Genomic DNA, 17,576 nt, shown 5'->3' with positions numbered 1-17,576 from the left:
GGCCATGGCCGATCCAGACTCCGCCAGCCCGGCTGGCCTGAACCCCGAAGAGATTCGCCAGGCCATCGTCTCTGGTGATCCATCCCGCGCCCTGCCAGCCCTGGTGGGGCTGCGGCGGCTGGAGGTGGAGCAGGCCGTGCCGCTGCTGCTGCTGGGCCTGGAGCAAGAGCCGTTCATCGTCCGCTCGATCAGCTGCGCGGGCCTTGGGGTGAAGCGCAACGAGGCCGGCTGGGAGGCGCTGACGGCGGCCCTCAGCGGTGATGAGGATGCCAACGTGCGCGCCGAGGCCGCCAACGCCCTGGCCAGTTACGGGGTGGAGCGGGCCTGGCCGCTGCTGCGCCAGTCGTTCGCGGCCGACGACCAGTGGCTGGTGCGCTGCAGCATCCTCTCGGCCCTGGCGGAGCAGCCGGGGATCGAGACCCAGGTGCTGCTGGAGCTGGCCGAGATGGCCATCGCCGATGCCGATGGCAGCGTGCGGGTGGGCGGTAGCGAGATTCTGGGCCGGATCATCCGGGATGCTGGCGCCAGTACGGAACTCTTGGCGATCGCCGAGACGGCGCGGCTGCGCCTGAGCGGCCTGCAGCAGGACTCCGACCATCGGGTGGTGGCGGCGGCCCTCAATGGCCTTCAGGGCTGAGAGTCCGTTTCTGGCCAGGCTTGCTAGGTTTTAGGCGTCACTAGGGGTGCCCGGCCCGAGCACACTTCCCAACGGAAGACCGCTTCTGGCCCCGGCTGAGATCACACCCTCCGAACCTGATCCGGGTCATGCCGGCGCAGGGAAGTGTCCCGAATGCAACCGCGGTCCAATTGGTCCCGGTGGCGCCCGGATCCGGAGTTGTGCCCTCGCCTCCCAGCGGCCCCCGGTCCGAACGCCCCATTTCTCGAGTCGATCATGCGTAGCGCCTGGATTGAGAAGCGTCGCGGCAACGCCAACGTGTCGCAGATGCACTACGCCCGCCAGGGCTTGATCACCGAGGAGATGGCCTATGTGGCCAAGCGGGAGAACCTGCCCGAATCGCTGGTGATGGAGGAAGTGGCCCGGGGCCGCATGATCATTCCCGCCAACATCAACCACACCAACCTGGAGCCGATGGCGATCGGCATCGCCAGCCGCTGCAAGGTGAACGCCAACATCGGCGCGTCTCCGAATGCGTCCGATCTCGATGAAGAGGTGGCCAAGCTGCGCCTGGCGGTGAAATACGGCGCCGACACGGTGATGGACCTCTCCACCGGCGGCGTCAACCTCGATGAAGTGCGCACCGCGATCATCAACGCCTCCACGGTGCCGATCGGCACGGTGCCGGTGTATCAGGCGCTGGAGAGTGTGCACGGCTCGATCGAGAAGCTCGATGCCGATGATTTCCTGCACATCATCGAGAAGCACTGCCAGCAGGGCGTCGACTATCAGACGATCCACGCTGGCCTGCTAATCGAGCACCTGCCCCTGGTGAAGGGCCGCCTCACCGGCATCGTGAGCCGCGGCGGCGGCATCCTGGCCCAGTGGATGCTCTACCACCACAAGCAGAACCCGCTGTTCACGCGCTTCGATGACATCATCGAGATCTTCAAGCGCTACGACTGCAGCTTCTCCCTGGGCGATTCGCTGCGGCCCGGCTGCCAGCACGACGCTTCCGATGCCGCCCAGCTGGCCGAACTCAAGACGCTGGGGCAGCTCACCCGCCGCGCCTGGGAGCACGACATCCAGGTGATGGTGGAGGGTCCCGGCCATGTGCCGATGGACCAGATCGAGTTCAACGTCAAGAAGCAGATGGAGGAGTGCAGCGAGGCGCCCTTCTACGTGCTCGGTCCCTGGTGACGGACATCGCCCCCGGCTACGACCACATCACCAGCGCCATCGGCGCGGCCCTGGCGGGCTGGCACGGCACGGCGATGCTCTGCTACGTGACCCCGAAGGAGCACCTGGGCCTGCCCAACGCCGAGGATGTGCGTGAGGGCCTGATCGCCTACAAGATCGCCGCCCACGCCGCCGACATCGCCCGCCACCGACCCGGCGCCCGCGACCGCGACGACGAACTCAGCCGCGCCCGTTACGCCTTCGACTGGAACAAGCAGTTCGAGCTCTCCCTCGATCCCGAACGAGCCCGCGAGTACCACGACGAAACCCTGCCGGCTGACATCTACAAGCAGGCCGAGTTCTGCTCGATGTGCGGGCCCAAGCACTGCCCGATGCAGACCAAGATCACCGACGAGGATCTGGCCGGTCTGGAGGAGGTGCTGGCGGCCCAGCAGGACCCGCAGGGCGAGCGCCCGGCCATCCAGAAGAACCCTGCAGAGCCGGCGGCCGTCTGAGCCCCGCTTCCCTGGGGATCTGGATGCTGGTGGTCAAGGTGATCGGGCAGTGGCCTGACACATCGGCCAAAGCCCGGTGGGACTGGGCGGTGGTTGCCGTGGTCTTCTTCAGCGCGTTTCTGCTGTTGGGGGAGGGCCTTGGGCTCACCCAGGACTGCAGCAAGGCGAGGGATTCCGATCTCCCCTGATGGCCACCCTGCCTTGATGACGCTGGGGGATGGTGACCGGATGGAACTCGGGAACCTTGGCAAAGCTTCCCACCTTGAGGGGCAGCTATCCAACAATTTCCATCCGTCTGATTCAGATCTGATTGTTCTGATCGATCAAGGATCTTTCGTTCGACTCATCTTCTTGATCATGGGCCCTTTCAATTCCGCCTGTGACTAAATGAGCAAGCGGCTTGCGGCACCGATCTTGGTACCTAATGATCCTGTCGTGATTCCATTCGGTCTTATGGATCAGCCCGCGCTCATGCGGCCAGCTCATTGGCAAGTAATGTAGCTCGTCGCAGACTCTCTGAGAGCATCCGTGAGCACTCTAATTGCGGCCAGGGCCGAGATTCAATTCAGTGAAGAGCTGCAAGATGATCTTATGCTCAATAGCTAAGGGCACCTCTGTCAAAGCAACTGTAAACCGCATTTTCAGATTTTTGATGATGTTCTTGGCTAGTCACGGTAAGCCATTGTCATTGTGATGTTGGCCAATCGAGCTGATGATGTATGGTGCGATAGGGAGGCCCCAGCGGGCATGGTGAAGCTGCGTATCAGTCCAAGCCTTGAATTGGTAATTCTTAGAACATGGCTTCAGCGTGCCTGACGCAAGCTGGACTGTTCTGGCGCGTGTGGTTCCCAGTGGCAGCAGCGGTGAGTTCATGATCACTTTCTTTGATCCGTCCGGTTTCATGAGTCAGCTCTTTGAGAGGAGCATGCAGCTCTTGTAGGTAAGGGGCTTGCTCAGTTGAAGTCCCTCATTGAGTCAGCGTGATGCGACCTGACAATTCTTGGAGCCGACGCCATTATGGGTAGCGGCTTAACTCAGTCGTTGCCTGGTCAATGTTGCTAGCTATCTTAATCAACGGTTGATACGCAGCTAGGAGCGTGTCGCGTGAAGGGGCTCACCGTGCTGGAGCCCCGAGTGGCGACCCTTCAGCTTTTACGCCACGCAAAGGGACGCGACCAGCGAGGGGGCAAAGGGAGGGGTCAAGTCATTTGCTTCAGTTGTAGATTCAGAATTTAATGGCAAGATCTTCTTTAATAGCTATTTTTTAGACGACGGCGAATATAAGCTAACAATATCAATTACTGAGTTGAATTCTGGAAAGGTTGCCACGACTGTCAGCCGGATAGATGTTCGCAACGGTTCTTCTGACGTATCGCAATTGCTGCGTAGCGAATTTAGAGCTAATCCGGATCTGGCAATTATAGTCAACAGCCTTGACTCATCTTATTTTTTGCCGTTGCCCAATACACTGCAAGACAGCAACTATCCATTGAGGCATAGGAATAAATTAAACCCCCGTGCTTTAAGCCCTCAGCAGATATCAGACTTTGACAGCAATGGCTACATAAAGCTCGAAGGTCTTTTTAGCAAGCGTATAATCGAAGCCGCTCGCAACTCTCTGAATAAAGTCTGCGCCACCGAAAGTCACGGTTTTGTGCGCGGAAGCAGCAACCGTATTGTTAATCTGCATACTTCTTTGAATTCTCTTAATGCTATCTATTCGTCTAAGCTAATCTATGATGTAGTTAGTGATTTGTTTGGCTGCCAAGCGTTCCCTTGCCAGAGCTTGACCTTTATCAATGGATCAACTCAGGATGCCCATCAGGATACAATTCACCTGACTCCATTCCCTAGGGGGCTTATGTGTGGGGTATGGGTTGCGCTAGAAGATGTTGTGCCTGGCTCCGGAGAGCTATTCTATTATCCAGGATCGCATCTTCTCCCAGCGGTTTTATGTTCATCCCATGGAGTTCCAAAAGTCGATTCGGAAGATGGTGACTACAGCAAGTTTGGCGCTGTCTTTACCCCGGCAATAAAAAAATTGCTCGCCGATAATGCTTGTTTATGTCCGCAGACTTTCTTGCCTAGGGCTGGTGATGTCTTGATTTAGCAAGAAAATCTGATACATGGAGGATCTCCTCGAAAAATCATGGATCAGACGCGAATGAGTATGGTGATTCATGCATTTGCTGAGCCGGCCCTTGTCTATTATGACTCCACGGGAATTAGCGGGAAAAGAGATGTTAATATAGGATAGGGAGTCTGTATATTTCGGGACGTGTTAGCCCTGGAGTTATTGATTTTAGCTGGACGGCTACGGAGTGTTCCAAACGAACCGCGAGGACGCCGCGTAGTTCCATACGAACACCACCAAGATGCCGGCCAGTTGCGCCAAGAACGTGTTGCGGGACACCAGGTTGTAAAAGGTGGAGGCCACGCCCACATTCGCCAGGACCGGCAGGGAGGCCACCAACAGGAACTTAAGCAGGCCCTTCAGCAGCGCTGATCCCTGTTGGCGCTGGAATCGGAAGGTGAGGGCGTTGTTGATCAGATAGTTGGAGCTGGCGGCCACCACCACCGCGATCGGCAGCGCCTGTTTGAAGACTAGCCCCGTTCCACCCATCAGTGCCTGCACCACCAGCATCTGAACCGCCACACCGCTGAGACCCACAAGGGCGAAGCTGATGGCGCGCCGGGGAATGGAGCGCAGCAGAAGGGTGTGCAGGATCGAGACCCCCAGATCCCAGACGATCGCCAGATCCAGCTTGGAATCCCCGGCTACCCGGGCCTGGAAGCGCAGGGGAATTTCACTCACCCGCAGCGAACCGCGGCTGATCGAGAGAAGTTCGTAGAGAAACTTGAACCCATTCACATCCACTCGCCGCACAAAGCGCAATGCGGCATCGGGCCGGAGCGCAAAAAAGCCGCTCATGTAATCGGTGAGCCGGCGGTAGCCCGGCAAACTGAAGCGGGCGATGGTGTTGGCCCAGGTGGAGTTGCGGGTGCGCTTCTCACTCAGGCCATGAATGGCGGCCTCGGGGTGGAAGCGGCTGCCCACCACCAGATCGCTTCCCGTGCTCAGCAGGGACTCCACCGCTGCCTCCACGGCGGCCGGCTCGTGCTGGCCGTCGCAGTCCATCACCACGATCACATCGCCGGTGGCATCGAGAATGCCTTCCTTGATGGCACTGGCCAGACCGGCGCGCCCCACCCGGCGGATCAGGCGCACACCGGTCTGGCCATGGGCCAGCTGCTTGACCAGATCGGCCGTGCCATCCGCCGAGTCATCGTCGACGAAGAGAACTTCGAGATCGAAGCGTTGCTTGAGCGGCAGCAGTTCCTCCAGGATCCTCCCGACGTTCTGCCGTTCGTTGTACGTCGGCAGAACGATCGAGAGACGTTCACGGGTGCCCATCAGCTCAAGGGCCTGGGTTGTGGAGTGCGCGCTGCTCAGAGCGCCTTGGCCTTGGCGACTACGTTTTCCACGGTGAAGCCGAACTTCTCCAGGCACACGGGCCCTGGGGCGGAGGCGCCGAAACGGTCGATCGAGACGGTGTCACCGTCGAGGCCGACGTACTTGTGCCAGCCGAAGGAGCCGGAGGCTTCCACCACCAGGCGCTTGCGCACCGCGCCAGGCAGCACCGACTCGCGATAGCTGGCGTCCTGTTCCTCGAACAGCTCCACGCAGGGCATCGAGACCACGCGCACATTGTGGCCCTGGCCGCGCAACTCCTTGGCGGCTTTGACGCAGAGATCGAGTTCCGTACCAGAGCCGATCAGAATCAGGTCGGGGCTGCCGTTGCTGTCTTCAAGGATGTAACCGCCCTTGGCCACATGCTCAGGCGCTGAGTTGGGCTGGTTCACCATCGCCTGGCGGCTGAGGGCCAGCACCGTGGGCCGCTTGCGGTTGGTCACTGCCACCTGGTAAGCGCCGCTGGTTTCGTTGCCATCGCCAGGGCGGATCACCAGCAAGTTGGGGATCGAGCGCAGCGAGGCCAGGGTTTCCACCGGCTGGTGGGTGGGGCCGTCTTCGCCGAGGCCGATCGAATCGTGGGTGAGCACGTAGATCACACCCAGCTCACTCAGGGCCGAGAGGCGCATGGCGCCCACCATGTAGCCGGCAAACACCAGGAAGGTGCCACCGTAGGGGATCAGGCCACTGTCGTGATAAGCAATACCGTTGAGAATCGCCGCCATGGCATGCTCGCGCACACCGAAATGCAGGTAGCGGTTGGCCTCGCTGCCCTTCTGGAAGCTGCCTTCACCTTTGATGTCGGTGAGGTTGGAGTGGGTGAGGTCGGCGGAACCACCGATCAGCTCAGGCAGGTCGGGGCCGATCGCATTGAGCACGTTGTAGGAGTACTGGCGGGTGGCCAGGCCCTTGTCCTCGGGGGTGAAGCGGGGCAGATTCCTGTCCCAGCCCTGGGGCAGTTCACCGCGCAGCATCCGCTCGAATTCGGCGGCTTCGGCGGGGTACTCGCTGCGGTAGGCGGCGAGGATGTTGTCCCACTCAGCCTCCAAGGCCGCGCCGCGTTCGCGGGCCTTGCGCCACTGTTCGTAGGCCTCTTCGGGCACTTCGAACGGGCCGTAGCTCCAGCCCAGAGACTTGCGGGTGAGGTCGGCTTCCTCAGCGCCCAGAGCGGCGCCGTGCACCCCGGCGGTGTCGGCCTTGTTGGGTGAGCCGTAGCCGATAGTGGTGGTGACCTTGATCAGGCTGGGCTTGTCGGTGACGGCCTTGGCCGCTTCAATCGCCCTCCCGATCGCGTCGATGTCCGTGTTGCCATCGGCCACATGCTGCACGTGCCAGCCGTAGGCCTCGTAGCGTTTGAGCACATCCTCGGTGAACGACACCTTGGTGTTGCCGTCGATCGTGATGTGGTTGTCGTCGTAGAGGGCGATCAGCTTGCCCAGGCCCAGGTGCCCGGCCAGGGACGCAGCCTCACCGGAGATCCCCTCCTGGTGGCAGCCGTCGCCCATGATCACGTAGGTGTGGTGATCGACGAGTGAGACGTCCGGTCGGTTGAATTTCGCGGCCAGATGGGCCTCGGCGATCGCCAGACCAACGGCATTGGAGATGCCCTGGCCAAGGGGCCCCGTGGTGACTTCAACCCCGGGGGTTTCGAAGGTTTCGGGGTGGCCGGGGGTCTTGGAGCCCCACTGACGGAACTGCTTGATGTCCTCGATTGAAACGCTGTCGTAGCCGCTCAGGTGCAGCAGCGCATAGAGGAGCATGCAGCCATGGCCGGCCGAGAGCACGAAGCGGTCGCGGTTGAACCACTTGGGGTTGGCCGGGTTGTGGTGCAGGTGCTTGTCCCACAGGGCATACGCCATCGGTGCCGCGCCCATCGGCAGGCCGGGGTGCCCCGAGTTGGACTTGTTGATCGCGTCGATCGCCAGGAAGCGAATGCTGTTGACGCAGAGGTTGTCGACGGACAGGGTGTCCACAGTGGGGGCGGCGACCATGGTTGGGGGGAGGAGTGAGTGGAGTGAGGCGTTCCGGGCGGCGGAGAGCTGGCAATGCCAGGCCTTCAGCGCATCCGACGGAAGGCGAGGCAGACGTTGTGGCCGCCAAATCCGAACGAATTCGAGAGCACGACGTTGAGTTTCTGTTCCCGCGCCTGATTGGGCACGACATCCAGATCACAGGCCGGATCCGGATTTTGATAATTGATGGTAGGTGGTACGAGGTTGTGGCCTATCGCCAGCACGGCGGCCACCGCCTCGATGCCGCCGCTGCCGCCGAGCAGGTGCCCGGTCATCGACTTGGTCGAACTGACGGGGATGCGATAAGCGTGCTCACCCAGGGCCGCCTTGATCGCGGAGGTCTCGTTGCTGTCGTTTGCCTGGGTGCTGGTGCCGTGGGCATTGACGTAGTCGACCTGCTCGGGCTCAATGCGTGCATCGGCCATGGCCAGCCGCATCGCTTCGGCGCCACCGAGGCCCCCCGGAGTCGGGGAAGTGATGTGGTGGGCGTCGCAGGTCATGCCGTAGCCCACCACCTCGGCGAGGATCTCTACCCCCCGTGCGCGGGCGTTCTCCAGGCTTTCGAGCACCAGGATTCCTGAGCCCTCACCGATCACGAAACCGTTGCGTTCGGCGTCGAAGGGTCGGCTGGCGGTCGCGGGGTCGTCGTTGCGGAAGGAGAGAGCCTTGGCACTGGCGAAGCCAGCCACCCCCAGGGGCGTGATCGCCGATTCGGCTCCGCCGCAGATCATGGCGTCGGCCAGGCCGAGCTGGATCAGACGGAAGGCATCGCCGATGGCGTTGGATCCAGCCGCACAGGCCGTGGATACGGCGGTGCTGGGACCCTTGGCCCCAAGGGCGATCGCGGTCAGCCCAGCCGCCATGTTGGGAATCATCATCGGCACGCAGAACGGACTGACCCGGTCAGGTCCCCGGTCGGCGAGCACATGGGCCTGGCTTTCCATCATCAGCAGCCCGCCCACACCGGAGCCGATCGCCACACCGATGCGGTGCTGCGTGCTTTCGTCGATCAGGAGCTGCGCCTGGTCCACCGCCTGCTTGGAGGCCACCACACCGAACTGGCAGAAACGGTCCCAGCGCTTGGTCTCCTTGCGATCCAGCATCCCGCTGGGATCGAAGTTCTTCACCTCGGCCGCGAAGCGGCAGGCATGCCGTGAAGCATCAAACAGGGTGATCGGTGCCACCCCGTTGGAGCCGAGCCGCAACCCTTCCCAGTACTGGGAGACGTCGTTGCCGATCGGTGTGACCGCGCCGAGGCCCGTGACCACGACACGGCGGAGACCCTCCACCATCGACACCCTCAGGCCTGCTTGTCCAGGATGTACTTGACGGCGTCACCGACGGTGGTGATGCCTTCGGCCGACTCGTCGGGAATCTCGATGTCGAAGGCCTCTTCCAGGGCCATGACCAGTTCCACCGTGTCGAGCGAGTCGGCGCCCAGATCATTCTGGAAGTTCGACTCTGGCTTCACTTCAGCGGCATCGACGCTGAGCTGCTCGGCAACGATCGAACGGACTTTCTCGAAGATCGCTTCCTGTGACATGGCCGGTGTGTCGGAGGCCGCATCCTACGGGTCGCCCTGGACGGCCCCCTGGCCCGTATGAAAAAGGGTGACGGCCTGGGGTCCCTGAGGCTGGAGTTCCGGCCGGTTTGAGTACTTTGACCGGACGCCGTTCGCTCTTTGGCCGGGCATGTCCCATTCAGTCAAGATCTACGACACCTGCATCGGCTGCACCCAGTGCGTCCGTGCCTGTCCTCTCGACGTGCTCGAGATGGTTCCCTGGGACGGCTGCAAAGCTGGCCAGATCGCCTCATCGCCTCGCACCGAAGACTGCGTCGGTTGCAAGCGCTGTGAAACCGCTTGCCCCACCGACTTCCTCAGCATCCGTGTCTATCTCGGAGATGAAACCAGCCGGAGCATGGGCCTGGCCTACTGAGGCCCGTACCCGCTCTGTGCCAATCCGCCCGGCTTCGCCGGGCTTTTTCATGGCTGCAGGCCGCGCCCATGCCTTCCGCCGCAGCGCCAGCGGGCTAGTCGCGCGGGCGGTGATCCTTTAGAAACAGCCGAAGTCCGGCCCCTCAGCCATGTGCGGCATCGTTGCGGTCATCGGCTCCCGTGAGGCGGCCCCCCTGCTGCTGGAGGGGCTGCGCCAGCTCGAGTACCGGGGCTACGACTCCGCCGGCATCGCCACCGTCCAGGCGCTGAAGACCGGCAGCGGCCACCCATCCGGGCGGCTCACCCTGCTGCGGGCCGAGGGCAAGCTCGTCAACCTCACCGCCCGCTATGAGGCCGACGGGGCCCTGGGCCACTGCGGCATCGGCCATACCCGCTGGGCCACCCACGGCAAGCCGGAGGAGCGCAATGCCCACCCCCATCTCGATGGCAGCGGCAGCCTTGCCGTGGTTCAGAACGGCATCATCGAGAACCACCGTCTGCTCAGAGAGGCTCTTCAGGCCGAGGGGGTTCACTTCCGCTCCGACACCGACACCGAAGTGATCCCGCACCTGGTGGCACGGACGCTGGTGGAGCTTCAGCGCTCGGGCCGCCAGCCTTCACCCCAGCTGCTGCTCGAGGCGGTGCAGCAGGTGCTGCCCCAGCTGCACGGGGCCTATGCCCTGGCGGTGGTCTGGGCCGACGCCCCCGAAGCGGTGGTGGTGGCCCGCCGCCAGGCGCCTCTGGTGATCGGTCTGGGGGAGGGGGAATTCCTCTGCGCCAGTGACACCCCTGCCCTGGCGGGCTTCACCCGCACCATCCTCCCCCTCGAGGACGGCGAAACGGCGCTGCTCACCCCGCTGGGCATCGAGCTCTACGGGCCTTCGGCAGAGCGGGTGACGCGCGCCCCCAGCCTGTTGCAGGGCACCGAACACGTGGCGGACAAGCGCAGCTTTCGCCACTTCATGCATAAGGAGATCCACGAGCAGCCGGAGACGGCAGCGCTCTGGGTGGCCCGCCATCTCCCGACCCAATCGCCGGGAGTGCCCGGCACCCCGTCGCTGGTGGCCCTGCCGCTCCAGGATCAGCTCTTCGACGGGGTGGAGCGGATCCAGATCCTGGCCTGCGGCACCAGTCGCCATGCGGCCCTGGTGGGGGCCTACCTGCTGGAGCAGCTGGCGGGTCTGCCCACCGCGGTGCACTACGCCAGCGAATTCCGTTACGCGCCACCGCCGCTGATGCCCCACACCCTCACCATCGGCGTGACCCAGTCGGGCGAGACCGCCGACACCCTGGCGGCGCTGCAGATGGAGCAGAAGCGCAGGGAACTGATCGCGGATCCGGCCTTCGCCCCCAGGCTGCTGGGCATCACCAACCGGCCGGAAAGCTCCCTGGGCCGCCTGGTGCCCCACCTGCTCGACATCGGCGCCGGCATCGAGGTGGGTGTGGCCGCCACCAAGACGTTCCTCGGTCAGCTCCTCGCCTTCTACGGCCTGGCCCTCTCCTTCGCCGAGCGCCGCTCCAGCCGCTCCCCGGCCCAGCTGCTCGAGCTGGTGGCCGGGCTGCGGGCCCTGCCCGCCCAGCTGCAGGCGCTGCTGGAGGAGCAGGATCTGCTCTGCGCCGAGCTGGCCCACCAGTTCGCCGACACCCAGGATGTGATCTTCCTGGGCCGTGGCATCAACTTCCCGATCGCCCTCGAAGGGGCCCTGAAGCTCAAGGAGATCAGTTACATCCACGCCGAGGGCTACCCGGCCGGCGAGATGAAACACGGCCCCATCGCCCTGCTCGACGCGCGGGTGCCTGTGGTGTCGATCGCGGTGCCCGGCACCGTCTTCGACAAGGTTCTCTCCAACGCGCAGGAGGCCAAGGCCCGCGATGCCCGGCTGATCGGTGTGGCCCCGCGCGGCCCTGACACGGAAATCTTCGATGTGCTGCTGCCAGTGCCGGAGGTGGATGAGCTGCTCAGCCCCCTGTTGACGGTGATTCCGATGCAGTTGCTGAGCTACCACATCGCCGCCCACCGCGGCCTTGATGTGGATCAGCCCCGCAATCTGGCCAAGAGCGTCACCGTGGAGTGAATCTCAACCTGCTTGCTGCTCTCTTTCCCATGCGCCTGCTCGTTCTGCTGCTGGCTCTGCTGGCGTTGCTGGCCTTCTTCGCTGCCGGCGAGTTCGCCCTGATTCATCTGCGGCCGAGCCGGGTCAAGGTGCTCGCCGCCGACGGCCACGGCGGGGCCCTCTCGGTGGAGCGGCTGCAGCAGAGGCTGCGCCGGGTGCTGGTGGCCACTCAGCTGGGGGCAGCCCTGGCCATGGTGGCCCTCGGCTGGGGAGGCCGCGGTCTGGCGGTGCGGCTCGATCCGGGGGGCGAGCGCCTCTGGGTCGATGTGCTGGTGTTTCTGGCCCTGGTCGGGCTGGCCACGGTGATCGGCGGAGTGGCTCCCAAGGCCTGGGTGATGCACCGGCCGGAGAGCTCGGCCCTGCAGCTGGCACCGTTGCTGGAGTGGGTGATCCGCACCCTCTGGCCTCTTTTGATCCTGGTGGAGCGTTTCGCCAATGGCCTGCTGCGCCTCCTGGGCCTGCCCCGCAACTGGGATGAACTGGTGCCCGCCCTCTCCGCCGGCGAGCTGGAAACCCTGATTGAATCCAACAGCGTCACCGGTCTGTTGCCGGATGAACGCAGCATCCTCGAAGGCGTGTTCTCACTGCGCGACACCCAGGTGCGTGAGGTGATGGTGCCCCGCTCCGGCATGGTCACCCTGCCCCTGGAGGTGACCTTCGCCGAGATGATGGAGGCGGTGCACGCCACTGCCCACGCCCGTTTCCCCGTCATCGGTCAGTCGCTCGATGATGTGCGCGGTGTGCTCGACCTGCGCCGCCTGGCCGAACCGATCGCCCAGGGGCTTCTGCAGGGCGACACGCTCCTGGCTCCCTACATCAATCCGGTGGCACGGGTGCAGGAAACGGTGTCTCTGGCCGTGTTGCTGCCGCTGATCCGCAGTGGCCAGCCCCTGTTGGTCGTGGTGGATGAACACGGCGGCACCGAGGGCCTGGTCACGGTGGCTGATCTCACCAGCGAGATCGTCGGCGATGAGGACGATCTGGTCATGATCCGCCAGAATCTGCAGCGGCTTCAGGACGACACCTGGCTGGTGGCCGGCGATCTGGAGATCTTCGAGCTCAACCGCCAGCTCGACCTCTCCCTGCCGGAGGCCGACGGCCACCACACCCTGGCCGGCTTCATGCTCGAGCGCCTGCAGCACATCCCCGCCCCCGGCGAGAGCCTGCGCTGGAAGGGGCACCAGTTCGAGATCAGCTCCATGGACGGTCCCCGCATCGAGCGGGTTCAGATCACCCGGCGCGGCTCCGCCTGAGGCGACTCCTCACCATCGATGGAGCCGCCGGAGCGGATGATCGTTGATAATGCCTGCACTGGAGCGGCGGGAGATCACGTTGGCGGGTGAGCTGGTGCGGCGATGAGCAGCGATCCCATCACCCCGGTCAAGGTGGGGGTCATCGGCATCGGCAACATGGGGTGGCACCACGCTCGGGTCCTGAGCTTGCTGCGGGACGCCGAGCTGGTTGGTGTTGCTGATCCCGATCAGCGTCGCGGTCAGCTGGCGGTCGAGCAGTTCGGCTGCCGCTGGTTCGAGAACTTCGACGATCTGCTGCCTGAGGTCGAGGCGGTCTGCATCGCCGTGCCCACCCTGCTGCACCATCGGGTGGGCATGGCCTGCCTGCAGGCCGGCCTGCATGTGCTGATCGAGAAGCCGATCGCCGCCAGCCAGGAGGAGGCCAGCGAACTGATCGGGGCTGCGGAACTGGCGGGACGACAGCTTCAGGTGGGCCATATCGAGCGCTTCAATCCCGCCTTTCGCGAACTGCTCAAGGTGGTGGCGAACGAGGAAGTGGTGGTGCTGGAGGCACGGCGCCACAGTCCCCATGCCGATCGCGCCAACGATGTGTCGGTGGTGCTCGATCTGATGATCCACGACATCGACCTGGTGCTCGAGCTCGCTGGTTCGCAGGTGGTGCGGCTGGCGGCGGCGGGTGGGCGCAGTTCCGATGGCCCGATCGATTACGTCAATGCCACCCTCGGTTTCAGCAATGGGGTGGTGGCCAGCCTCACGGCCAGCAAGATGGCCCACCGCAAGATCCGCAGCCTCAGCGCCCATTGCCGCGCCAGCCTGGTGGAAACCGATTTCCTCAACCGCCGGCTGCACATCCACCGGCGCGCCCATGAGTGGATCTCCGCCGACCACGGCGAGTTGCTGTATCGCAACGATGGTTTCATCGAGGAAGTGAGCACCACCTCGATCGAGCCGCTCTATGCTGAGCTGGAGCACTTCCTGCTCTGCCTGCGCGGCCGCGAGGTGCCGGCCGTCGATGGCCAGCAGGCCTCCAGGGCCCTGATGCTGGCCAACCTGATCGAGCTGGCAGTGGATCAGCCCTCGCTTTGCATGGCCCTCGACGCACCGATCTGAACGGCCGTCTCCTCGTCCACGTCTTCAGTCTCGTTCTCGGTGAGGTCACGCAGGGCCAGGATCTGCCAGCGGCGGCAGCGGGCCGGTGAAGAGGTGTAGAAGAGATCCCAGGCGGCTGATTTCCGCTTGGCGTAGTCCTCCCCGGCCAGCTCCGGGTGGGTCTGCTGCCAGCCCACCCGCACCGCGTGGCCGATCACCACGTCCAGGGCCAGGTAGTCGTCGAAGCGCACCTGGGGGTTGGCACCCACGAACACCACCAGCGAGAGCAGGGTCTCGGTGCAGAGCTGGCGGTACTCAGGCGCTTCGATCTTGCTGAGCAGGTGGTCCACCAGGGCCGCGAAGTTGCGCTCTCCCGGGGTCTTCTCCGAGAGCAGGGGTTCGCTCTCGAGCCGGTTGCGCCGCTCCAGCTTGTCGCCGATTACCAGTCCGCGGCAATGGTGGAGCAGATCCCAGATGCCGGCGTAGAAGTCGCGAGGGACCCGCTGCAGGGCGCCCAGGCGCTGTCGGTGCTGCATCCAGCCGCAGCCGCTTCCCAGGGGCAGATCGTCGAGGGGATCTGGCACCTCCCAGCGCACCCGCCCGCTCAGGTGGAGCTGTTCCTTGCGGCGCAGAGCCTCCCGTGCATGGTCCACATCCTCCAGCACCGTGCGCAGGCGTCGCCGGATGGCGTGGGGCGGCAGATCGCAGAGGGCTTCGAAGGCGTCGTCGGCGGTGAGATCCAGCTCGGCGGCGAGCTCACCGGTGAGCAGGAGCAAAAGCTGCCCCAGCTGGATCGTCAGGCTGCCGCTGAGCAGTGCCGGCTCCGAGCGGGCCAGCCCGTCGAGGGCCAGCAGCAGCTCCTGTTGCAGCATCCACTCCCGGCCGTCCTCTCCACTGAAACGGCGGATCATCGCTCCGATCATGGCGCTGCCCTGGGGTTGGCTGATCAGCGACTCGCGGGTGTAGTTGCGGCCCACCACCACCTGCTTCTGGCGCACCAGGATGTCTGTGAGGGCATCCTCCAGCTGAGGATGCACGAGTTGCATCAGGCCGGCGCAGCGCCGCACCACGTTCCAGTCACCTTCGGCCAGGCCCCGTCGGTAGATCTCCTCCACCAGCGCCTGCAGCTTCAGCGGTCCGGCGCTGGATGGACCCTGCAGGATCGCGCTCTGCCCCAGCCGCTGCACCAGCTGCTCCAGCACCTCCGCCTGCTCGGGCAGGGAGGTGCTGCGCCAGAGCAGATCCGCCAGGCCGGGGATGGCGATGTCCTCCAGTTCCTGCTCCTGCTGGATCGTGAGAGGCTGCTGGCTGGTGCTGTTGCGCAGCACCGGGGCGGCCGGCTGGCTGCGCCTCGCCAGGGGCTGCTCCTGGGGTGGCGGCAGCTCCTCCCAGCAGACCTGATCGATCAGCGCTTCGAGGCGATCGAGTTGCACCGGCACGCCCTCAACCTGGCCACTGCGCAGGGCTTCACCCATGCGGATCAGGGTGGCGGGATCCCGCTGGAACGGGCTGGACGCCAGCGGAATCAGCAGCAGGGGCAGGCCATCGCCGCGCCACTGCCGTTGCAGCAGTCGCAGCTCGCTGGTCACCGTATCCACCAGCTGCTCCGGGTCGTCCGCCAGATAGAAGGTGCCCTCCTCCAGCACGGAGGGCAGGAAGGCCATCACCTCGTCGCCGGTGCCGTTCTGACCACGGCCAGCGGGGCTGCGGTACATCAGGGCCGTCGCCATGGTTTCCATCCGCACCGGCGGATAGCCACTGAGGCCGAGCCTGACGTTCGCTCCCACCGAGGCCATGCGTCGGCCCAGTTCCCTGGAGCTGGCCACCCGCACCGAACCCTGGGGGCGGGTCACCGGCAGACCGGCCTGCTCCAGCGCCGCGGCGATGGCGTCGTTCTCAGGCACCAGGGCCACCAGCACCCGCTCGGCGCCGAGGGGGGCCGGCAGGCGGCGGTGGCTGGGATCGATATCCTCTGGACTGAGCAGACCGTTGAGCAGCAGGTCCCCCAGCCAGGTGAGGCTCTGGGCCCAGAGCAGGGGCACATTCTCATTGGCGATCCGCTCCTGGCTGCCGGGATGGCGCCGCTCCGCGTCAATGGCGTCGGCCGGCACCAGGTAGAGCTCGGGCAGCTCGGGCACGCCATCGACGTCCACACTCACCGCCTCCAGGCGCCGCCGCCAGTGCCAGGCCTCCCCCCCAACGTTCCTCACAGCAGGCTGTGATCAGCTCATAGGCGAAGAACAGGGGCCATTCACACTCGATCCCCTCGAACTGAGCCAGTTCCTCGGGCTCATAGTGGAGCCGTTCATGGTCCTCCACCAGGGTCTGGTGGCCGTCACGGCGAAAGCGCTTGTAGCCGTAGGCGCCGCCGAGGTCACGGCGGATCTTGCGGCGCGTGCGCTCCACCAGCTCAGGGTCTTCCACCGCCCAGGCGGGGTAACCGATCACCGAAAGGCAGGCGCTGTCCACTTCCTTGCTGGACGACTCCCGTGGCAGCAGGGCCTGCAGGGCCCGCCGCAGACGCACGATCGCCGGATGGGGGATGTGCAGGCAGCAGCTGCCGTCGCCATGGGGGCCGTAGAGGTCGAGGCCCTCCAGGGCCTCCAGGGCCGCTTTGACCAGGCCGATCGAGCTGGCGTTGCGTTCCGGTTCGCCGTGGTTGCCTTTGTCGCCCCGCTCCCAGATGCCGTAGTCGGCGATCCTGTAGGCCCGGGCCACGTAATACACGAGGTTCTGCAGGAAATCCCGCTCGTGGCTGCTCTGCACCACCACCAGCCCTGCCCGGGTCAGCTGGGCCAGCTGCAGCAGATAGAGGGCCGTGGCGTCGAGCTGCAGATGGCCCCAACCGTCGTCTGGCACCACGGGGTTGCCCGTGCCGGTGTCGAACTTGGCGTGGATGGCATCGAGCCGGTCGAGGCTGCGCTTGAAGCGCTCCACCTTCGCTGCCTGGCGCAGCATGGCGGTGAGCAGGCCCCGCATCAGCTGCAGGACCCGCTGGTTCAGCTCATGGGCCCTGGTGCAGGGCCCATTCAGGCGGCGGTGGGCCTGGGCCAACCCCCAGACGCACTGGATCGAATAGACGCAATCCCGTACCCATGCATCGCCGTAGTTGCCGTGCACCGTGTTGGAGGTGCTGGCCGGCAGCAGCCCGGTGATGGGATCCTGGCGTGCCAGCACCACCCTCTCGATCTGGCTGTCAAGGTGGCTAAGCAGCTCGTGGGCGTCCTCATCGCTGAGCTGGCGCGGCCCCAGCTGCTCCTGAAGGGGAGGCTCCAGGGCTCCGTCGCTGGTCCACTCGCTCGTCATGGTCGGCCTGGCTGCGAGGTTGATCGAGGCATCTGCGCTGCAGATGGTTACTCTCCCTAGATTCTCCCCTGCGGTACGAAGGGA

At 64.5% G+C, this 17,576-nt stretch carries 10 protein-coding genes, 2 pseudogenes and 1 riboswitch; of the genes and pseudogenes, 7 read left to right on the top strand and 5 right to left on the bottom strand.

Annotation, left to right across the window (positions count from 1 at the left end; all coding sequences use genetic code 11):
- Window positions 1-4 precede the first annotated feature (4 nt).
- The 3 genes and pseudogenes from WH5701_RS11200 (at window position 5) to WH5701_RS16875 (ending at window position 4,420) form a co-directional block, all read left to right on the top strand.
- Window positions 5-637, top strand: a complete 633-nt coding sequence (locus tag WH5701_RS11200; RefSeq protein ID WP_006172479.1) for a HEAT repeat domain-containing protein — start codon at window positions 5-7, stop codon at window positions 635-637.
- A gap of 32 nt (window positions 638-669) precedes the next feature.
- Window positions 670-797: riboswitch (TPP riboswitch) on the top strand.
- 95 nt (window positions 798-892) lie between these two features.
- Window positions 893-2,310, top strand: a pseudogene (thiC, locus tag WH5701_RS11195) (phosphomethylpyrimidine synthase ThiC).
- 1,306 nt (window positions 2,311-3,616) lie between these two features.
- A complete protein-coding gene (locus WH5701_RS16875; protein ID WP_232201869.1) occupies window positions 3,617-4,420 on the top strand; it encodes a phytanoyl-CoA dioxygenase family protein in 804 nt (267 codons plus the stop codon).
- A 204-nt stretch (window positions 4,421-4,624) separates the two neighbouring features.
- On the opposite strand, the gene WH5701_RS11185 is transcribed toward WH5701_RS16875, so the two are convergent.
- From WH5701_RS11185 to acpP, 4 genes are all read right to left on the bottom strand, one after another.
- On the bottom strand, window positions 4,625-5,725 hold the full coding sequence (locus WH5701_RS11185; protein WP_006172469.1) for a glycosyltransferase family 2 protein: 1,101 nt from the start codon (window positions 5,723-5,725) through the stop codon (window positions 4,625-4,627).
- Between the two features lie 35 nt (window positions 5,726-5,760).
- A complete protein-coding gene (gene tkt / locus WH5701_RS11180) occupies window positions 5,761-7,773 on the bottom strand; it encodes a transketolase (RefSeq protein WP_006172467.1) in 2,013 nt (670 codons plus the stop codon).
- Window positions 7,774-7,838: 65 nt separating this feature from the next.
- On the bottom strand, window positions 7,839-9,086 hold the full coding sequence (gene fabF, locus WH5701_RS11175) for a beta-ketoacyl-ACP synthase II (RefSeq protein ID WP_006172465.1): 1,248 nt from the start codon (window positions 9,084-9,086) through the stop codon (window positions 7,839-7,841).
- An 8-nt stretch (window positions 9,087-9,094) separates the two neighbouring features.
- The gene (gene acpP, locus WH5701_RS11170) at window positions 9,095-9,337 is read right to left on the bottom strand and encodes an acyl carrier protein (RefSeq protein WP_006172464.1); all 243 of its coding nucleotides are present in this window, start codon (window positions 9,335-9,337) and stop codon (window positions 9,095-9,097) included.
- 148 nt (window positions 9,338-9,485) lie between these two features.
- On the opposite strand from acpP, the gene psaC reads away from it, so the two are divergent.
- The 4 genes from psaC (at window position 9,486) to WH5701_RS11150 (ending at window position 14,207) form a co-directional block, all read left to right on the top strand.
- Complete coding sequence (psaC, locus tag WH5701_RS11165) at window positions 9,486-9,731, top strand: photosystem I iron-sulfur center protein PsaC (protein WP_006172463.1); 246 nt, start codon at window positions 9,486-9,488, stop codon at window positions 9,729-9,731.
- Window positions 9,732-9,879: 148 nt separating this feature from the next.
- Entirely contained in the window at window positions 9,880-11,805 is a 1,926-nt protein-coding gene (gene glmS, locus WH5701_RS11160; protein WP_006172462.1) for a glutamine--fructose-6-phosphate transaminase (isomerizing), read from the top strand.
- Window positions 11,806-11,834: 29 nt separating this feature from the next.
- A complete protein-coding gene (locus tag WH5701_RS11155) occupies window positions 11,835-13,097 on the top strand; it encodes a hemolysin family protein (protein WP_037981285.1) in 1,263 nt (420 codons plus the stop codon).
- Window positions 13,098-13,199: 102 nt separating this feature from the next.
- Window positions 13,200-14,207, top strand: coding sequence for a Gfo/Idh/MocA family protein (locus tag WH5701_RS11150; protein WP_006172460.1), 1,008 nt, complete (start codon window positions 13,200-13,202; stop codon window positions 14,205-14,207).
- Here WH5701_RS11150 and WH5701_RS11145 read toward each other — a convergent pair.
- Window positions 14,168-17,492: pseudogene (locus WH5701_RS11145) on the bottom strand (glycoside hydrolase family 15 protein). The gene WH5701_RS11150 and the pseudogene WH5701_RS11145 overlap by 40 nt on opposite strands.
- Window positions 17,493-17,576 lie beyond the last annotated feature (84 nt).

Origin of the sequence: Synechococcus sp. WH 5701, assembly GCF_000153045.1 — a bacterium.
GTDB lineage: Bacteria > Cyanobacteriota > Cyanobacteriia > PCC-6307 > Cyanobiaceae > Regnicoccus_A > Regnicoccus_A antarcticus.
This window is presented reverse-complemented; position numbering and strand designations above follow the sequence as displayed.

Excerpts from the sequence above, each read along its gene's own strand:
- WH5701_RS11200 (WP_006172479.1), top strand. The coding sequence starts at position 5 with ATGGCCGATCCAGACTCCGCCAGCCCGGCTGGCCTGAACCCCGAAGAG.
- WH5701_RS11185 (WP_006172469.1), bottom strand. The coding sequence starts at position 5,725 with ATGGGCACCCGTGAACGTCTCTCGATCGTTCTGCCGACGTACAACGAA.
- tkt (WP_006172467.1), bottom strand. The coding sequence starts at position 7,773 with ATGGTCGCCGCCCCCACTGTGGACACCCTGTCCGTCGACAACCTCTGC.
- fabF (WP_006172465.1), bottom strand. The coding sequence starts at position 9,086 with ATGGTGGAGGGTCTCCGCCGTGTCGTGGTCACGGGCCTCGGCGCGGTC.
- acpP (WP_006172464.1), bottom strand. The coding sequence starts at position 9,337 with ATGTCACAGGAAGCGATCTTCGAGAAAGTCCGTTCGATCGTTGCCGAG.
- psaC (WP_006172463.1), top strand. The coding sequence starts at position 9,486 with ATGTCCCATTCAGTCAAGATCTACGACACCTGCATCGGCTGCACCCAG.
- glmS (WP_006172462.1), top strand. The coding sequence starts at position 9,880 with ATGTGCGGCATCGTTGCGGTCATCGGCTCCCGTGAGGCGGCCCCCCTG.
- WH5701_RS11155 (WP_037981285.1), top strand. The coding sequence starts at position 11,835 with ATGCGCCTGCTCGTTCTGCTGCTGGCTCTGCTGGCGTTGCTGGCCTTC.
- WH5701_RS11150 (WP_006172460.1), top strand. The coding sequence starts at position 13,200 with ATGAGCAGCGATCCCATCACCCCGGTCAAGGTGGGGGTCATCGGCATC.